The organism is Peribacillus sp. NPDC096447 (assembly GCF_044762725.1).
Lineage (GTDB): Bacteria > Bacillota > Bacilli > Bacillales > DSM-1321 > Peribacillus.
In genome coordinates, this window is sequence record NZ_JBIWEV010000001.1 from 949063 (window position 1) to 965840 (window position 16778).

Genomic DNA, 16778 nt, shown 5'->3' on the forward strand with positions numbered 1-16778 from the left:
AAAGGTAATTGCATATGTCAAAGGTTTTCTAGGGTTCCGCAGTGCGTCTTATTACTGGTCTGGTCCGAGAGAAAACTCACAGCATGCTGTGTCACGGAAGGATAAAAGCCTGGGAGAAACTGTTTAACAGTTATCTCTTGGGCTTTTTTTTTTGGTAAAGAATAAAATCGGAGGTGCGATATTTCATGAGCACAAACTGGATTAAAGTATTCATTGCAGCTTTTTTTGAAGTAATTTGGGTGATTGGCTTAAAACATGCAGATGACTTTTGGACTTGGTCTGGAACGGTCATTTCGATCATCATCAGTTTTTACTTGATGATCATGGCTGGCAGGAAGCTTCCTGTAGGAACGGTATATGCCGTTTTTGTCGGTATGGGGACAGCCGGTACCGTTTTTTCCGAAATCATTTTCTTTGGAGAATCCTTCAAGCTGAGCAAAACGCTATTGATCCTGCTCTTATTATCAGGTGTGATCGGCTTGAAGCTAGTGACTGATGATAAGGCTGAGAAAGGGGATGAATCATAATGGCTTGGGTCTCTTTAATCTTAGCGGGGCTATTTGAAATGTTTGGGGTGGCGATGATAAATAAATTGCACAAAGACCGTAATTGGCAATCCTTGCTGCTGTTATTCATCGGATTTGGAGCAAGTTTCCTTTTTCTTGCTTATGCCATGAAATCCTTGCCGATGGGGACGGCTTATGCTATCTGGACAGGAATCGGCGCATCAGGCGGAGCGATAATCGGGATGCTATTATATGGGGAATCCAAAGATTGGCGAAGGGTCGTTTTTATAGCCATGGTCCTTGGCGCAGCAGTGGGATTAAAACTTGTTTCATAGGAATGAGTTAAGGTCATTTTGCTATTGTAGAAATTCGGAATATGACACCGCATTACCATTATGTTATCAAGTATATAAAAGCATAGAAAAAACAAAGACGACACAATTTAGATATATCGATTAATGTGTCGTCTTTACTTATTTATTTTCTTGTGTGAAGTCATTTTATAAAAAATGATTGGCATCCATCTTAGTGGAATCTTTCCCCTTAACCTGCTTTAGCGTCGCTACTATAAGAAAGCTAACAATCACTAATAAGAGCCATGAGCTTACCTTCCCTAGATGAACGAGACTCCATGCGTCGGTTTGGTTTGGATATTCCCAAGCTCCAAAGAATGTTGCGATATTTTCGGCTATCCATATAAAAAATCCGATGAGCACAAAAGAAAGCGCGATTGGCATACGATATCGAGTTCCACCAACCTCGTATGTGACCCATGACCGCCAAAAGACGATGATGACAAGTCCAGATAACCACCAACGAACATCAATCCAATAATGGTGGGTGAAAAAATTCAAATAAATCGCAGCTGCAAGAGATACAACGACCGAAAACGGCGGCCACTTGACCAGTTCAACCTTTAACCTCCTCCACGCCTGGCAAAGATAACTCGCTACACTTGCGTACATGAATCCGCTATACAGAGGCACTCCAAATATTTTAAAGATACCTTCCTCTGGATAAGTCCAGGAGCCCATATGTACCTTGAAAAGTTCAAGAGCAAGTCCAATAAGGTGGAACAATGTGATAACCTTTAGTTCATCCCGTGTTTCAAGCCCGGAACGCACCATCCACCATTGCATCAGAAGGCAGATGATGAGCAGCCAATCATACCGCGGCAGGAAGGGAAGCGGAATGAATTTTGTAATAGCCAAAGAGGCAAAAATAACGGCAGGAAACAAACATGACAGGGCCTGCTCCCAACCAAACCGAACGAGTTGTTTTAGTGCCCGCATGATTGGTGTCTCCATTTTTTTAATGGTTAAATTCATGTTTTACTCCCCTTTACCATTATCCTTGGGTGTCTTCATCATTCCGGTATTCTAAAATATCTCCGGGCTGACATTCTAACGCCTTGCAAATCGCCTCTAAAGTTGATAATCGAATCGCTTTTGCCTTGCCGTTTTTCAATATGGAAAGGTTAGCCATCGTTATTCCAACCCTCTCAGAAAGCTCTGTAACACTCATTTTCCTTTTAGCCAGCATCACATCAATATTGATTATAATTGCCATGTTATTCACCTCAGACTATTAAGTCATTTTCTGATTTTATATCGATGGCCTCTTGCAAAAGCCTTTGAAGAACAGCAGCAAAGACTGCAATCACCATTGAAGCAAAAATGACGACCAATCCGATTACTATGATGCCTGGGGCGTCGTCCATCTCCGCCATGAGATAAAAGAGCGGCATTCCTACCACATACAAGCTGCTGATTGTGATTGCACAATTTTTTATAGTCTTTAAAGCTCTTACAGATAATTCCGAGAAAGCTTTGTTCTTGTCAATATAGCTTAAAAGTTTAAAGGCTTGATATAGAGCAAAGTAAAAAGGTATCGCCGATGCATACAAATCGATTAAAACGAGATATTTCAAATAAGTCATATCCGGATATAATTCTGCTGCAAAATTCGCAATCTCAGGCACCACAAAGATGCACAAAGCAAGAACCGGCATTCCAATAAGAATAACGGCTATCTTCAAAAAGGTCGTTGACACTTGTTTCATAATTAGCACCTCATTTATTTTTTATCAATTTGAATTTAACACACATTTTATCGTTTTACAATAAAACATTGTTGTTTTTTATTATATTATTATTGTTATCGAAATATCCTTTTCTCTTTTAAAAATAAAAGAAGCATTCCTCATTACAAAGGAATGCTCCATAACTGAACTATTCAATTCATTACTAAGATTACCTTCAGCTGAACCCTTATATCATCAATATTTCCCTGATATCCTCTTCTGTAAGTGCAGACGACGATTTGTCTCCAGGGTCGATGATTTCTTCAATAAGATGTCTCTTTTTCTCTTGAAGTTCATTCATTTTTTCTTCGATTGTGCCACGGGCAATAAGTTTGATGACTTGAACCGCATTCTTCTGTCCCATTCGATGGGCACGGTCCGCAGCTTGTTCTTCAACTGCCGGATTCCACCAAAGGTCATATAGAATGACTGTATCGGCACCCGTCAGGTTGAGACCCGTACCTCCCGCTTTCAATGAAATGAGGAATATATCCCGCTCTCCTGCATTAAATCGATTGCAGATTTCCACACGTTCCTTTGATGGGGTTTGTCCATCCAGGTAGAAAAAAGGTTGTCCCTTCATGGCCAAATCCCTGCCGATAATTTGAAGCATTTTTGTAAATTGCGAGAAAATCAGCACCCGTCTTCCAGAATGCTTCGATTCCTCGACAATTTGCATCAGTTGCTCATATTTAGCTGAACTGCCTTTATATCCGTCAACAAACAAGGCGGGGTGACAGCATATTTGCCGAAGCCGGGTCAGGCCAGCGAGGATCCTGATCCGATTTTTCCGGAGGGTGTCCTTATCCAGGTGTTTCAGCGTATCATGCCGCAGCTTCGCCAGATAGGCGCCGTACAGTTTCTTCTGATCAGGAAGCAGTTCCATCGATTCCAGCGACTCGATTTTTTCCGGAAGTTCACCTAGCACGTCCTCTTTCATTCTCCGCAGCAAAAATGGGCGGATCCTGCGGGAAATCTGCTTCCTTGAGAGATTGCTATACTCCTTTAACCCCATGAATAGTTCAGGGAATACGACGTGGAAAAGGGACCAGAGCTCTTCTAGTGAATTCTCGATAGGCGTACCAGTCAACGCGAAGCGATGTGCCGCTTTGATCTTCTTGGCCGCTCGTGCGGTTTGTGTCACTGGGTTCTTAAAGGCCTGTGCCTCATCGAAAAACACCGTATGGAAGTCCTGCTTTTCAAACGACGCGATGTCTTTCCGGAGCAATGGATAAGAGGTGATCACTACATCCACATCCTTTGTTTCCTTAAGCAGCTTCGTCCTTTCCGTCTTGTCGCCATCAACGACGACGGCTTGTATGTCTGGAGCGAATTTGGTGAATTCGTTCAGCCAATTGTAGGTCAATGATGATGGGCAGACAATAAGCGCCGGAACCCTTTTCTCACGGATGTCAGGCAGCTCGGATAAAATGAACGCGATGCTTTGCAGTGTTTTTCCCAGTCCCATATCATCAGCAAGAATTCCGCCAAAACCGTATTGGGCAAGTATTTTCATCCATTTATAGCCGTTTTTTTGATACTCGCGCAAGATCGGGACTAGACTATTTGGCACCGTGAACTCCAAGGAGCCTGGATTCCCAATGTTATCCAAAAACTGACGGAATGACTCCTCCATTGTGAATGTCTGGCTGTCATTCACGGAATCAAGGAGCTGAAGCCCTTTTACGAATGGCATATTCAGCGTGCTCTCCAGGTCTTCATCCTGTACAGGCAATGCATTCAGAAAACGATTGATTTCCTCGTATTCCCTTGTTTCAAGGGAAAGCAGCGATCCATTCCTTAAACGAAAGTACTTCCTCTTTTCTTCAAGCGCTGCTAAGACCTCACGAATTTGTTTATCTGGGATATTATCCATTTCAAATTTGAATTCGAGCCAATTAGTACGTTCTTTTTTGATATTCACCCTAATTCTCGGTGCAGCATTTCCACGGGAAATCCGGTTTCTTACTGCCGTCGTGGCATAAATTTGTACCAACTTTTGGAGTTTCGGAACGATGTGGTACAAAAACTCATACTCCAACTCTTCATTATGCAAGAAATAGCCGCCGTCCGTCTTGGCAAACTGGCTATCTTCCATCAGCTTCAGTATCTCCGACTCCTTCTCAACATCCCTTATAACCTTGGACTCCTGCTTTTCCAAAGGGTTGATCACAATATTTTCATAGTGGAATTCCAGCCCCGCTAGCAGCCTGTTTTTTACGCGATCCAAGTATAGCTTTGCAACAAGCGGTGTCTTCAAAAATAATTCGGTGATGGATCTTGCTATATGGACTTCACCGAGTCTTTTCAAACCTGGTACCACTTTGTCCAGGAATAGTTCCAGCTGGTCATGGTGGATTGGAATTTGATTCATTCCCGAATCCTCCATCATTTGCTTTAACTCAGAAAGGCGCTGGCAATCCTCATTTTGGAGCTGAACCAATTTCCCTTTAAATAGAACAAGTTTGTATGCATTCATGATAATCATCTCATGCAATCCATTAATTTTCAGTTGATACCCTTTGACCGTGCTTTCGGAAAAGTCAAACTGTAAAGGAAGCGGTCCATTTAATAAACGAAAGCCATTGAATGTATGGCCCCCATGGGAAAGCTTCACCAATGGCGCTACTTCAAGGATGGGGACAAGCCTTTGAAAAGAAGATGGAGGCAAGAGTAATAAGTGATTGTCCAATGTATATTCGGATTTATCCGTCAGGGCGTCAACATAGACTTTTTCATCCGATATTACTGTAATGAGCTCCTGAAGCACGGAATCATTTTCATTCTGAAAACAATGCAATACCGGGTCATATATAAATGAATGGGACACTTCGGCAGGTTTTCCGTCTTTAACGCGCTTCAGGAAATCCCGGATATTCGACACATTGAAAGAACCGATTTTCATTTCCAGTCCTAACATATATTGTTCCGTGCCCAACCATACTGATTTGCACGTAAACTCTGCTTCAAGCACCTTTCTTTTTTCAAAGTGGCGCTGATGACCGCTTTTGCGGACAGGCTGATTATCGAAAAGGGTCAGCAAGCCCTCTGACAGCTTCTTATTGGCTGAAGCATCAGAACCGGTTGAATGCAGGCCCTCAGGGATCGTTCCACCTTGCTGATGGTCGTAAACCGACATCAGGACGGCTGCAATATGCTGGCAATCCCGATGGAAGGAAGCTAGCGTAGGACAGCTGCATTTTGTCTGAAAACCGCCGACAGCATCCGCCTCGATCGTGACATGGAAGTCTTCCTTGCCTTTAACTGTTGCTTCACAACCATCATGACGGTAGCTTTCAAATTTCACTTTATTGGCACGATGAAAAGCTTCCCCTCTTTTGAAGGAGACGGCCCCGCACATGTCTTTTATGATTTTTTGATTCAATTTGATATCCAAATTGCCGTCCTCCTCCCGGGGGTTTTTTTGTTGAGTGATTTTACATTACGCTAAAAATTAAGCTCATTTAATCATCATACTATGAAATGCGTTTACAGGGTGGAAAAAAGCAAAAAGACAAACTCCCATATTCGGAGTTCATCTCTATTTCAGCAAGGGGAATTTGCACCATCATTGTTGTCCTTTGGTGTTGCCTTTCTTTTTTTTTCGATAAAAGAAGCTGAACACAAGGAATGCAAGAAGAATGAGAAAAAGGATAAGTTCAGCGGGATCCTTCACCAAAAATGGGTTAAAGGCATGCTTGATTGAATTATCCAAATCAAATCCCATTAGAATATCCATACCTAAAGATATGACCACTAAAGGGGCTAGGATCAAAACTGTAATACCAAAGATTTTCATTTCTCATCAATTCCACCTTTTAGGAACTTTTTTTGGTGCTTGTCTTCCTTTTTTTTCGATTCTTAAAAAAGGCAATGATCAAGAGAAGCAACGGAATGATCACCTGAAATGGCAGATGGATGTAATTTGGTACGGCATCTAGCCCTTCATGGATATGTTCCGTATAGCTGCTTGCCATAATAATCGAAATCAATAAAATGACCATGCCAACAGGGTATGCAAGTCTGGAGGGCTGTTTAACATTGAAAACATTCGCCGTACCCGTTACCGCTACATAAGTAAATACACATATCTTGATGAACCCGCCAATCATCAACAAAAACAAGAAGTACACATCGAGACGTTCAAGAAAGCCAGCGACCTCTATTGACTGAATGAGGGTAAGAAGAGGGTATTGCGAACGGGTCGTAAGGTCCACACCAAGTACAGCAATATTTACAGCCATTATTATCGCGAGAAAAATACCGCTTGTCGCCAAGCTCCCTATCCCAATTTTTTTCAGTCGCTGAGGTTCATTCAAATAAGGAAAAATCATTAAAAACACTATGATCTCGCCAAATGGAAAAAATACGGTTTTAGTGAAAGCCATTTTCACCATCTCTGGACCGCTCATTTCAAAAATGGGTTTTAAGTTGTTTAAATGGATCATGCCTGAAGCAATAATCAGAAGCATGAAGGTCATTAAAAGTAAATTCTCCAAGACAAAGAATAGTTCCCCCGTCCTCGTCAATACTTCTATCCCTTTACGGACCGTATACACCACGACTAAAATGAATGCAGCGTTCGCGACAAATAACGGAATATGAGGATAGGCAAAAGTAAGCAGCGTATCTCCGAAATCCCTCAGCACCCTTGCAGAAAGATAGATGAAATAAAGGATGTATAGAAAAGCTACGATCCTGCCTAGAAAATTCCCCAATATCTGTTTTACAAACTCTGTTAACAGCTGCTCAGGGTAGTATTGAAAAAGGCCATAATAAATGAAAAATAATAAAAATCCTCCTATCATCGCAATAAGGATGACTAGCCAAGCAGCCTGCTTGGCTTCACCTGCAAGCGGAACCAAAAGTGCACTGCCCATTTCAAATAGGAAAATAAGGACGAACAGCTGGTAACCGCTGATTTTTGCCTTTTCCATGAGGATGCCACTTCCTTTCCATTATTGATCTTTCTTTTTTAAATTTGAAAGAAATGGCTTATTACGTAATCCGGTACGGCGAATGAAAGTTTCCACTTGCACATCTACTTCCAGTTTAGGAAAAGAATCATTGTCCCAATTCTTCTCCAACTTCTTCCATTCTTTCGGATGGGATTCGTGCATGAGCTCCCCAAAACCAAAAATATCGGATTTATTTTTTTGTGCCCGAACAATCGCATCTTCCATCTCCTTCTTCAATTCTTTCGCTAACTTCTTTTCAATATCTATCAGAACATGCATATCGGTTAGATTCAAAGGAACATTCACCTCCCGGATATCTCCCTCTGCACGGACCTTTATCGATATTTTCGGTTTGCCGTTTTCCAATTTTGTCCCAATGTTGGTTTTTTGGCGAATTACTGAATAGGTGATTGCGTCTTTTTTACCCTCCCAATCAAGGTTTAAATGGGTATTTTCGATCCTATCCATTACCCACATTGATCCTATTGCCTTATCGCCATCCAGCCAGTCAATCAATTTGCCATCTTTAAAAACACCAATTCCCGCTGCATTAGGGTTTGCCTCAATATCCGAGGACATGGTATTCTCCATTTTATCCTCTTTACCTGTGTTTCCTTTCACGGTAAAACCGCTTATTATCGGTTCTTTTCCGGTACTAAGCAGATTCTTGATCACCTCTTGGAGATTGATGCTAATACTTTTCCCCTGGGTTTTTTCAGTGGTTTCAATTGTCCTAATGACTTTTTCAGCAGATACCTTATCGATTGCAGTTAACGTTTCGACAATATCCCTTGCTTTCACACCCCGGGCAATCGCAATCCTCGTAGTTGCCCTGAATTCCGGTGAGCGCTCAAATGCATCAATAATATCGTTGAGACCCTCTTCTTTTGCTAGTTCCTCACCGATGACAACCAGGTTGGCATGGGCAAAATACATATCTCGGGAGATTTTAGTTGAAGCGATACTATCCAGTTCAAGCACATTATTTGCAGTGGCTCTATAAATGGATATCGGTGGATTTGTTCCGCCGCCTCCCTGAAGAGCTCCCGCTACATTGCTTGGATTAATGATTTGGAACGTTCCCACTAACTTTCCTTCTTTATTTCTATCGAGTCCAACCGCCGAGACGATGGCCATTTCATTTAACTCTGTTTTATCCCAGCAGCCAGTAGTGAATGTGGTGGCGATCAACATCATCAAGAGCGGAACTAATCTTTTACGATTCATTGCCTTCACCTTTTTTCTCGTCAGAAGTTTTCATTCCGCGCGATTCAGGAGGCAATGGTCTTTGATTTTCGCCTTCCCTTATCAGATTATTTTCGTTGGTTAAAAATTTTGGCCTTTCCTTGAATGCCCACATCGGTCTTCTGAAGAATGTGTCGCCCAGCCCTTCAGGATTCAGAGGTGCGAGCGGAGTCATATAAGGAACTCCAAGTGAACGCAGGCTGCATAAATGGACGATGAGAATGATAAAGGCTAAAATCATCCCATAAAAACCTAATGTGCCGGCACAAATGATGAAACCGAACCGGACAATGCGGGCAGATATTGCTATGGCATAAGAAGGGGTTGCAAAACTGGCGATCGCCGTGATCGAGACGATGATGACCATTGCCGGCGATACGATACCAGCCTGGACGGCCGCCTGCCCAATGACCAGTGCCCCGACAATGGACATCGTCGAACCAACGGCCTTTGGCATCCGAAGACTTGCTTCCCGTAATATTTCAAAGGTCATTTCCATAAGTAGCGCTTCAACGACGGCAGGCAAAGGAACCGTTTCCCTTTGGGCCGCTACAATGACCAGCAACTTCGTTGGAATCATTTCCTGATGAAAAGTCGTGGCGGCAACATAGACAGCCGGCCCGACTATCGAGATGATGAAAACGATGATTCGTAAAAAACGTGTGGCAGAAGCAATGTCAAAGCGATTATAGTAGTCTTCGACAGATTGAAAAAACTGTACGAATATTGCCGGGGCCACCAAGACGAAAGGCGTTCCATTAACGAATATCGCCACTCTTCCTTCCAGAAGATTTCCCGCAACCATATCCGGTCTTTCTGTATGGTTAAGGGTTGGGAATGGGGTCATGACCTGGTCTTCTATCAATTGTTCAATATATCCTGATTCAAGAATGCTATCGATGTTAATTCGATTTAAGCGCTTCTTGACCTCCTCGACAATCCCTTCCCTGACAATTCCATTTATATACATGATGGAAACGTCCGTTTTTGTCACCGTGCCTATTTTCATCGACTCTATCCATAAGTCCGGGGTATTGATGATGCGGCGTAACATGGCGATGTTCGTTCCATTCGATTCCGTAAACCCTTCCCTAGATCCCCGGACAGTCAAATGCGTGCTCGGTTCCTGAATCGAGCGCTTCTCTCCTCCTCTTGTACTGGCAACCAGGGCGATGTTTACTCCATCAACAAAAATGATGCTGTCCCCTGATAATAATGTCAAAAATAGTTTTTCCCAGTCCGTGACCCTTTCTACGCCACCGAGGGAAACCACGTCCTCAGAGATAATTTCCAATGCTTCCAGTGGAAGTATGTTTTTTGATAGGTGAGAATTTTTCATGATTGATTCAATTAAAAAGTCCGTTACGCTAGGATTATCAATCAGACCCTGCACATACAAAATAGTTGTTTTTATCTCCGGATTTTGACCGATTTTCAACGTTCGGATAATGATGTCGGGACTTTTCCCCGTCTTTTTCTTCACGATTTCCAGATTGGCAGAAAGGGAACTTTCAATATAAATTGGCGTTTTGCTTTTGGATTGACCTTCATCTTCCTTTTTCTTTTCACGTTGCTTTACTTGTCTCTTTTGTTTGAAAAAAGAAGCCATATTCCGAACCTCATTCCTTTTTCGTTTCACTCATTTTGCCCAAAGCATTCCCCCTTTATTCTGAGTTCAGCCTACTTCCTTCCATAAGAAAAAGGCTGTCGCAATGACAGCCTTTGGCGGTTATTTTCCGTTATGTAATGAAGTGCCGATTATAACGCCCAATCAACTAAACTCTAAATTATACTTTCCCTTTATTCCTTCTAAAAATCAAAACAACGAAAATAATCAATAACAAAGCCAATATCGCATAAACGATGTTTGAATAAATGTCCATATATCCTACTATATCTTCCCAGGAAGACCCAACAGCTGCCCCGATATTGACTAATATGATGTTCCAAATTAATGTTCCGGATGTTGTGTAAAGCAGAAAGAGCCAAAAGCTCATATGGGACATGCCTGCAGGAATTGAGATCAAGCTTCTGATCAACGGAACCAGCCTGCAGAAAAACACGGTCCATGCCCCGTACTTGTCAAACCATGAATTCGCCTTATGGACGTCCGATACCGTTAACCTAAGAATATGGCCCCATCTTTCCACGAACTTTTCAATAACCTTAACATCAAGAAGTAAACCAATTCCATAAAGGACGACTGCCCCTGCCACTGACCCTATAGTCGCAGCAATCACGACGCCGATAATCGTCATATCCGCTTTTGTTGTCATGTAGCCGCCAAAAGTAAGAATGACCTCTGACGGGATAGGCGGGAAAATATTTTCCAATGCTATTAATAGAAAGATTCCTATATACCCAAAATCATTCATGAATTCCGTAATCCAGTTTTCCATTTAATACGCTCCTAACTTTCTTGAATCAACAGCTTACTTGTTACCCGCCGGCTGCTTAACTTGCAATAATCTTGCTCCCTTTATTAACGATCTTTGTTCTTCCGGCGGTCTTGATACCTTTGGAAAAACCAAATGGCAATCGCGATCCAACAACCACCCGCCAAATATCCGGCAATGATATCACTAGGATAATGGACCCCCAAGTATATACGGCTAATACCTATCGAGAGAATCATCATCATGCTGATCAGAATCAATAGAATCCTTGCCCACCTAGCTGTAATGTGACGCCATAGCAAAAATGTAAGAATACCGTATAAAGAAAATGCATTCATGGCATGTCCACTAGGGAAACTGTACCCCCCTATTTCGATGAGTCGATGTAAATCGGGCCGGGTGCGTTGAAACAATAGCTTAACCATCAAATTGAGAAGAGGTGAACCAACCATGACTGCAGTGAATAAGACCAATTCCAAACGATGCTTCAAAACCCTATATAAGAAAAACAAAATGATCAAGGAAAGTATGATCAGGGAAACGGTTGAACCTATGTAGGTAAAGAACTTCATGATGTCAGTCAGAAGAGGCGACTCCCATCCCTGCACCAAGGAAATCACATCTTCATCAAATTTCAGGTATTCATTTGCACTTATGGTAAATGCCATGAAACTGAACCCGATTAAAGAAAGTACACTTACTATAAAGGCAATGGTTAATTGCTGCTTTAATTTCATAATAACATCCTTTCACTTATTTAAAACCGATTCTATGGAAATTTCCATTTTATCATATCTTCTTCATTGCATGGTGAGTGTAATCGCCCGCCAACCGAATTCAGGAATTTGCCTCGGCACAAAATTTCCTACTTTATCATACTACTCCATTCTTCATTGTCACCTCAACTTCAGGTTACTATAAGATTTCCTGACGACTTCAGGTACATCAATTGATTTAACGGGTGCCAATCAACATGTATCCATGCGTCCCTACTAAAAAGAAAAAAACCTTATGCAGGTTAGTGCACAAGGTTTTTCGTTTTTTAAATACGGCTAGCCTTAAGCGGTAGTGATGTCAAAGTTTGCCCGGTCGCTGAATCGGTAAGATTCTCTTCTAACTGGAAGGATGGCACCGCTTCAATCCGCTTGAATTTCTTCAGGAATGCAGTAAGCGCAATCTTTGCTTCCAGCCTGGCTAGCGGCGCTCCCAGACAGAAATGAGGGCCATTTCCGAAGGTTAGATGCTTCTTATTATTAGGGCGGTGGATATTAAGGGTGAAGGCGTCTTCAAACATCTCTTCGTCCAAATTAGCTGCACTCATCCAAACAACCACGTTATCCCCTTCTTTCAATTCCACTCCCAATAGATCGTTATCTTCCTTTACGGTGCGATCTAATTTAATAAGATTGAATCGGAATCGGAGCATTTCTTCGACCGCCTGCGGAACTAAATCCAGGTTTTCATGTAACTCTTGATAAACTTCTATGTCATCATATAGCAGGGAATAAAAGCTATTGGCCAGTAAATGACTTGTTGTCTCGACCCCGGCCCCTAAAATCAGCATGGTCGTCCGGACAACCTCATCATCCGTAAACATTTCCCCATCCACTTCTGACTTCAATAGATCTGAAATGATATCATCCGCCGGGTTTAATCGTTTTTGCACAACAATCGGATACAAATACTGATAGTATTCTTTTGCTGCCACTTGCTTCAATTCATTTACTTCTTCTTGTTTTTCTCTATCAAAAGGAAGAAATAAGGTATCCACCCATTTCTTAAACAATAAACGATCTTTCGAGGGAACGCCCATCAAATCCGACATGACAATGATCGGAAGCGGACTCGCCAATGATTGCACAATATCGATTTCCGTTTCCTCATCCATTTGTCCAATCAACTCATCCGTAATTTCCTGAATGCGAGGTTCCCAGTTTTGAAGACTTCTAGGTGTGAATGCTGCGGCCAGCAGTGAACGGCGTTTTCTATGCTCAGGTGGATCCGCTTCAGTGATTTTGATTTTATCAGGCACAGAACCTTCATCACTATCCGTTCCAACCGATATGGTTGTCCGTTTCCGTACACTTGAAAAATGTTTATAATCACTGAGAACCCGCTTCACATCTTCATATTTAAAAACGTTCCACGTATCCGTTCCTTCGTGATAACTCACCGGGTCATTTTCTAACATCCGTTTACACCAAGCGTACGGACTAAATTCCTCCGTCCGTGTTTTAAACCTAGTAATTTCTTTTACTGCAATAACTTCTTTCATGATACCGACTCCTCCCACTTCTTAAAAGTTACATAACAAAAGGATCGAATGTTCAGCATTACCATCTCAGTCGATTTGTTAAAGGGTCGAGCATTCCTGATAGACTTTTTCACCAAATCCTTAAATACACATCTATTCCATTATAGGGTAAAATCCCGCAACAAACCATGCATCTTCCATACCAGCAGCCTTACATGAAATTTGCCCCACAATCCCAACTCCCCTATGTAAAACTGCTTATTTTTGACAATTCCCTTTCTTTTTCAATTTTTTTATGTCTCTCAATTGAAGCTTAAAATCCAATCCTCATTTTCAAATTCGGTGAAAGTCCTTTCACTAAGTTATTTCAGTATAAATTATTTTACGTAGATTTCCACTCCAGGCACTCGCTTTCCGCGGGCGGTCCGGGAGCCTCTTCGTCACTCTTTGCGCCTGTGGGGTCTCCCTTGGCCACGCTTTTCCCGCAGGAGTCTCGAACACCCGCCCCAATCAACTGGAACGTTTTTCAAATAAAAAAACTGCAGGCAAACTCGCTTTTCTTCGAGTTTGTCTACAGTCTGAACGGCTGCACTGTAGCCGTCAATTTTTGCCCCTTTTAATCAGTTCATGCAAATCATCCATCTTCTTTTCCATGATATCCAGTCTGGTTTTACGGTGCTTGATTGAACGGAAAAGGGATACGGTTCCCACGATGATCAGGATAAGAAATACAAGGCAAAACAATTGGTATACCAGATCCGCAATATTATACCCACTCACTATGTAATCCCCCTAAATGGCATTCTCAATATTCTATTATACACCAGGCAAAATGAACAATTTAACCTTTTTAAGGGGAATCGGGAATAAAAAAACCGATAGCCAGTTGCTATCGGTTGATCTTTTATACCTCTAATTGTTGATCGTCATCTTGAGGCACAATTAATTCATTATAAAATGCAGCCATTGTTGTTCCTGCATAAGGAATCAACCATAGTAAACCAATTCCCAGCGTGAACATGCAAAGGATGCCCCATCCGATGAAGCTTAGGTGCATAAGGAAATACTTCCATTTCAAGCCCTTCATCCTTTTTCTGCTTTCTGTAATGCCTTCAAGCACCGTGTATTCAGGATGATCCTTCAATAAGAAAAACAGCTGCGAATAGGCGATGCCTTTAATGATACCCGGAATGATTAATAATAATGACCATAAAAAAATGAAAATACCTTGTAAGATGGATGCACCAATAAGCTTGAAAGAGGTTTTTCCTTCTTTATAGATAGCAAATACTTCTGGAATATCAGGGTTTCCTTCCCTAACCAAATTCAGGTAGAACCAAGTGGTTGAAATGGTAAGCGGGATTAATGCAATGGTAAAGACTAGGCTGAAGATATCAGACCATATCGGTGTTTCTTCCTGCATGAGCCATTGTGAAAACCCACCGCTTCCGATCACTTCGACAATAAAAGGCAAAATGATGTTGATCAAGAACAGAAGCAACATTAGCGATACAGTTACTCCCCATTTACCTCCCAACGACTTAAGGGCGTTCCTTTTTAATTCTGAGATTCTCATACTCTTATTTAACTCCCCTTTTTTAAACAGTGGAATTCTGAATATTCACCATTTTATTGTCAAATCTGGTTGAATTAAGAAAAACCACTATTTTTTTGATGTTTAAATCTCATGTTGTATTTTAACATAATATTTCTAGCCGTGGGCTTAATTTCCTAGAAAGCACACACGGATAAAGAAAAGCGGTTGAATCGGTTTCGAGCAACCATGATCAACTCCTTTCTGGCCTTGGTTATTGGCTTGTAACAGTTTATGAAAGCGAATATGACAATATGCCATCAATCATTTTCAGTGCCACAAAACCATTTAATTCCTTCCAATTGAAAAAACCTTCGCGTAACCATACCCAATTAAGCGTACGGTCAGCGAAGGTGCTTTCATAAATCTTGGGTAATGTACATTCTAGTTCTTTTTTCCTTCCCGGCAAGGATTTCTAATGTTCTCCAGTAATTTGCCCCTTGGATTCTATCCTAAAATCTTACGAACAGCATGGATAAAAATATTAACACCGTATTCCATGGCATCTTCGTCAAAAGTAAAACGCGGATGATGGTGGGGATAGGTTATTCCCTTTTCCTTATTCCCAGCTCCTATCAAGAAATAATTGCTAGGTGCCTTCTGTTGAAAAGCCGAAAAGTCCTCAGCCCCCATCGTCGGTTTCTGATGGTCGATAGCCTGTTCTCCATAAACTTCACGGACAGTTTCTTCAATGTGCTTGGTGACTTCATTGTCATTTATGACTGGTCGATATCCAGTTAGATAGTTAAATTCATACGAGGCACCATGAGCTTCCGTAATGCCTTTGATGACCCTTTCCATAAGAATTGGCATGGATTCACGGAATTTCAAATCAAAACTTCGAACCGTCCCGCTTATCTCTACGGAGTTTGCAATGACATTGGCCGCTTCCCCTCCAACGAACTTTCCAATGGACAGAACCAAGTTGTCGAGCGGATCTGTATTGCGGGACACGATATATTGAAGATTCGTAACGACCTGGGCCCCGATCGCGATGCTGTCAATCGTTTCATGAGGTGCAGAACCATGGCCTCCCTTTCCTTTAATGGTCAGGAAGAAACCATCAGGCGCTGCCATCATCGGTCCATACACGATGCCAACTTTCCCGACTTCAAAGGTGGACATGAGGTGGGCTCCAATCACGATATCCACACCTTCCATAACGCCTGCATCGACCATTTCCTGCGCTCCCCCAGGAAAATACTCTTCGGCATGCTGAAAAAAGAAGCGGACTTCACCTTTCAGGCTATCTTTCATTCCGGAAAGGATTTTCGCCGTACCAAGAAGCATCGCCGTATGTCCATCATGACCGCAAGCATGCATGACACCTGGTGTTCGGGATTTAAAATCGAAAGAATTCTCTTCCTCAATCGGCAGCGCATCCATATCTGCACGGATGCCCAATGTTTTCCCCGGTTGGGAACCAATCAAGCGGGCCATCACACTGTATTTTGTCGGACGTGTAACTTCCAGGTTTCCAAATGACAACAGAGTTTCGTATACGAATTGCGATGTCTTCTCCTCTTGATAAGATAATTCCGGATGCTGGTGAAGATGACGCCGCCAAGCAATCACATCTTCCCTTACACTTTTTATTTCCGGATATAATTTCAAACTTTGCATGACCATTTCCTCCTCAAATATGAACAATAAGATCTATCTATCTAGTAATCAGCAAGTTATGTGCCAATTATTAATTTTCCGGATTACCCTTCCCGCTCCTTGAAAAATAGGATACAGCA

Annotated in this window: 16 protein-coding genes and 1 riboswitch; of the genes, 2 read left to right on the forward strand and 14 right to left on the reverse strand. The window is 42.0% G+C overall.

Annotated features, from left to right (window positions below; all coding sequences use genetic code 11):
* Positions 1 to 17 precede the first annotated feature (17 nt).
* Positions 18 to 118, forward strand: a riboswitch (guanidine-I (ykkC/yxkD leader).
* A gap of 67 nt (positions 119 to 185) precedes the next feature.
* Positions 186 to 527, forward strand: coding sequence for a DMT family transporter (locus tag ACIQZD_RS04720; protein ID WP_402898760.1), 342 nt, complete (start codon positions 186 to 188; stop codon positions 525 to 527).
* Positions 527 to 841, forward strand: coding sequence for a DMT family transporter (locus ACIQZD_RS04725; protein ID WP_202311672.1), 315 nt, complete (start codon positions 527 to 529; stop codon positions 839 to 841). The genes ACIQZD_RS04720 and ACIQZD_RS04725 overlap by 1 nt, the downstream gene beginning before the upstream one ends.
* A gap of 165 nt (positions 842 to 1006) precedes the next feature.
* On the opposite strand, the gene ACIQZD_RS04730 is transcribed toward ACIQZD_RS04725, so the two are convergent.
* From ACIQZD_RS04730 to ACIQZD_RS04795, 14 genes are all read right to left on the reverse strand, one after another.
* Positions 1007 to 1798 carry a DUF817 domain-containing protein gene (locus ACIQZD_RS04730; protein WP_402899933.1) on the reverse strand — a complete coding sequence of 264 codons (792 nt, stop codon included), beginning with the start codon at positions 1796 to 1798 and terminating at the stop codon, positions 1007 to 1009.
* Positions 1799 to 1853: 55 nt separating this feature from the next.
* A complete protein-coding gene (locus ACIQZD_RS04735; protein WP_101223077.1) occupies positions 1854 to 2075 on the reverse strand; it encodes a helix-turn-helix domain-containing protein in 222 nt (73 codons plus the stop codon).
* Positions 2076 to 2085: 10 nt separating this feature from the next.
* Positions 2086 to 2568: a DUF2975 domain-containing protein gene (locus ACIQZD_RS04740; RefSeq protein ID WP_402898765.1), complete on the reverse strand. Its 483-nt coding sequence runs from the start codon at positions 2566 to 2568 to the stop codon at positions 2086 to 2088.
* Positions 2569 to 2776: 208 nt separating this feature from the next.
* Positions 2777 to 5986, reverse strand: a complete 3210-nt coding sequence (locus ACIQZD_RS04745; RefSeq protein WP_402898768.1) for a DEAD/DEAH box helicase — start codon at positions 5984 to 5986, stop codon at positions 2777 to 2779.
* 171 nt (positions 5987 to 6157) lie between these two features.
* Positions 6158 to 6388 (reverse strand): YczF family membrane protein, encoded by a 231-nt coding sequence (locus tag ACIQZD_RS04750; RefSeq protein ID WP_402898771.1) that lies wholly within the window; start codon positions 6386 to 6388, stop codon positions 6158 to 6160.
* 19 nt (positions 6389 to 6407) lie between these two features.
* Positions 6408 to 7526, reverse strand: a complete 1119-nt coding sequence (locus tag ACIQZD_RS04755; protein ID WP_402898774.1) for a GerAB/ArcD/ProY family transporter — start codon at positions 7524 to 7526, stop codon at positions 6408 to 6410.
* Positions 7527 to 7547: 21 nt separating this feature from the next.
* Positions 7548 to 8774 carry a Ger(x)C family spore germination protein gene (locus ACIQZD_RS04760; protein WP_402898779.1) on the reverse strand — a complete coding sequence of 409 codons (1227 nt, stop codon included), beginning with the start codon at positions 8772 to 8774 and terminating at the stop codon, positions 7548 to 7550.
* Entirely contained in the window at positions 8764 to 10401 is a 1638-nt protein-coding gene (locus ACIQZD_RS04765; protein WP_402898781.1) for a spore germination protein, read from the reverse strand. Before ACIQZD_RS04765 ends, ACIQZD_RS04760 begins: the two co-directional genes overlap by 11 nt.
* A gap of 178 nt (positions 10402 to 10579) precedes the next feature.
* Positions 10580 to 11191, reverse strand: a complete 612-nt coding sequence (locus ACIQZD_RS04770; RefSeq protein WP_137023866.1) for a DedA family protein — start codon at positions 11189 to 11191, stop codon at positions 10580 to 10582.
* Positions 11192 to 11274: 83 nt separating this feature from the next.
* Positions 11275 to 11925 carry a phosphatase PAP2 family protein gene (locus tag ACIQZD_RS04775; protein ID WP_402898786.1) on the reverse strand — a complete coding sequence of 217 codons (651 nt, stop codon included), beginning with the start codon at positions 11923 to 11925 and terminating at the stop codon, positions 11275 to 11277.
* Between the two features lie 305 nt (positions 11926 to 12230).
* The gene (locus ACIQZD_RS04780; RefSeq protein ID WP_402899937.1) at positions 12231 to 13466 is read right to left on the reverse strand and encodes a cytochrome P450; all 1236 of its coding nucleotides are present in this window, start codon (positions 13464 to 13466) and stop codon (positions 12231 to 12233) included.
* Between the two features lie 576 nt (positions 13467 to 14042).
* Positions 14043 to 14222, reverse strand: a complete 180-nt coding sequence (locus tag ACIQZD_RS04785) for a DUF4083 domain-containing protein (RefSeq protein WP_241665139.1) — start codon at positions 14220 to 14222, stop codon at positions 14043 to 14045.
* 124 nt (positions 14223 to 14346) lie between these two features.
* Entirely contained in the window at positions 14347 to 15018 is a 672-nt protein-coding gene (locus ACIQZD_RS04790; protein WP_402898789.1) for a DUF975 family protein, read from the reverse strand.
* Positions 15019 to 15483: 465 nt separating this feature from the next.
* Positions 15484 to 16659, reverse strand: coding sequence for a M20 family metallopeptidase (locus ACIQZD_RS04795; protein ID WP_402898792.1), 1176 nt, complete (start codon positions 16657 to 16659; stop codon positions 15484 to 15486).
* Positions 16660 to 16778 lie beyond the last annotated feature (119 nt).

Excerpts from the sequence above, each read along its gene's own strand:
- ACIQZD_RS04720 (WP_402898760.1), top strand. The coding sequence starts at position 186 with ATGAGCACAAACTGGATTAAAGTATTCATTGCAGCTTTTTTTGAAGTA.
- ACIQZD_RS04725 (WP_202311672.1), top strand. The coding sequence starts at position 527 with ATGGCTTGGGTCTCTTTAATCTTAGCGGGGCTATTTGAAATGTTTGGG.
- ACIQZD_RS04730 (WP_402899933.1), bottom strand. The coding sequence starts at position 1,798 with ATGCGGGCACTAAAACAACTCGTTCGGTTTGGTTGGGAGCAGGCCCTG.
- ACIQZD_RS04735 (WP_101223077.1), bottom strand. The coding sequence starts at position 2,075 with ATGGCAATTATAATCAATATTGATGTGATGCTGGCTAAAAGGAAAATG.
- ACIQZD_RS04740 (WP_402898765.1), bottom strand. The coding sequence starts at position 2,568 with ATGAAACAAGTGTCAACGACCTTTTTGAAGATAGCCGTTATTCTTATT.
- ACIQZD_RS04750 (WP_402898771.1), bottom strand. The coding sequence starts at position 6,388 with ATGAAAATCTTTGGTATTACAGTTTTGATCCTAGCCCCTTTAGTGGTC.
- ACIQZD_RS04755 (WP_402898774.1), bottom strand. The coding sequence starts at position 7,526 with ATGGAAAAGGCAAAAATCAGCGGTTACCAGCTGTTCGTCCTTATTTTC.
- ACIQZD_RS04760 (WP_402898779.1), bottom strand. The coding sequence starts at position 8,774 with ATGAATCGTAAAAGATTAGTTCCGCTCTTGATGATGTTGATCGCCACC.
- ACIQZD_RS04765 (WP_402898781.1), bottom strand. The coding sequence starts at position 10,401 with ATGGCTTCTTTTTTCAAACAAAAGAGACAAGTAAAGCAACGTGAAAAG.
- ACIQZD_RS04770 (WP_137023866.1), bottom strand. The coding sequence starts at position 11,191 with ATGGAAAACTGGATTACGGAATTCATGAATGATTTTGGGTATATAGGA.
- ACIQZD_RS04775 (WP_402898786.1), bottom strand. The coding sequence starts at position 11,925 with ATGAAATTAAAGCAGCAATTAACCATTGCCTTTATAGTAAGTGTACTT.
- ACIQZD_RS04790 (WP_402898789.1), bottom strand. The coding sequence starts at position 15,018 with ATGAGAATCTCAGAATTAAAAAGGAACGCCCTTAAGTCGTTGGGAGGT.
- ACIQZD_RS04795 (WP_402898792.1), bottom strand. The coding sequence starts at position 16,659 with ATGCAAAGTTTGAAATTATATCCGGAAATAAAAAGTGTAAGGGAAGAT.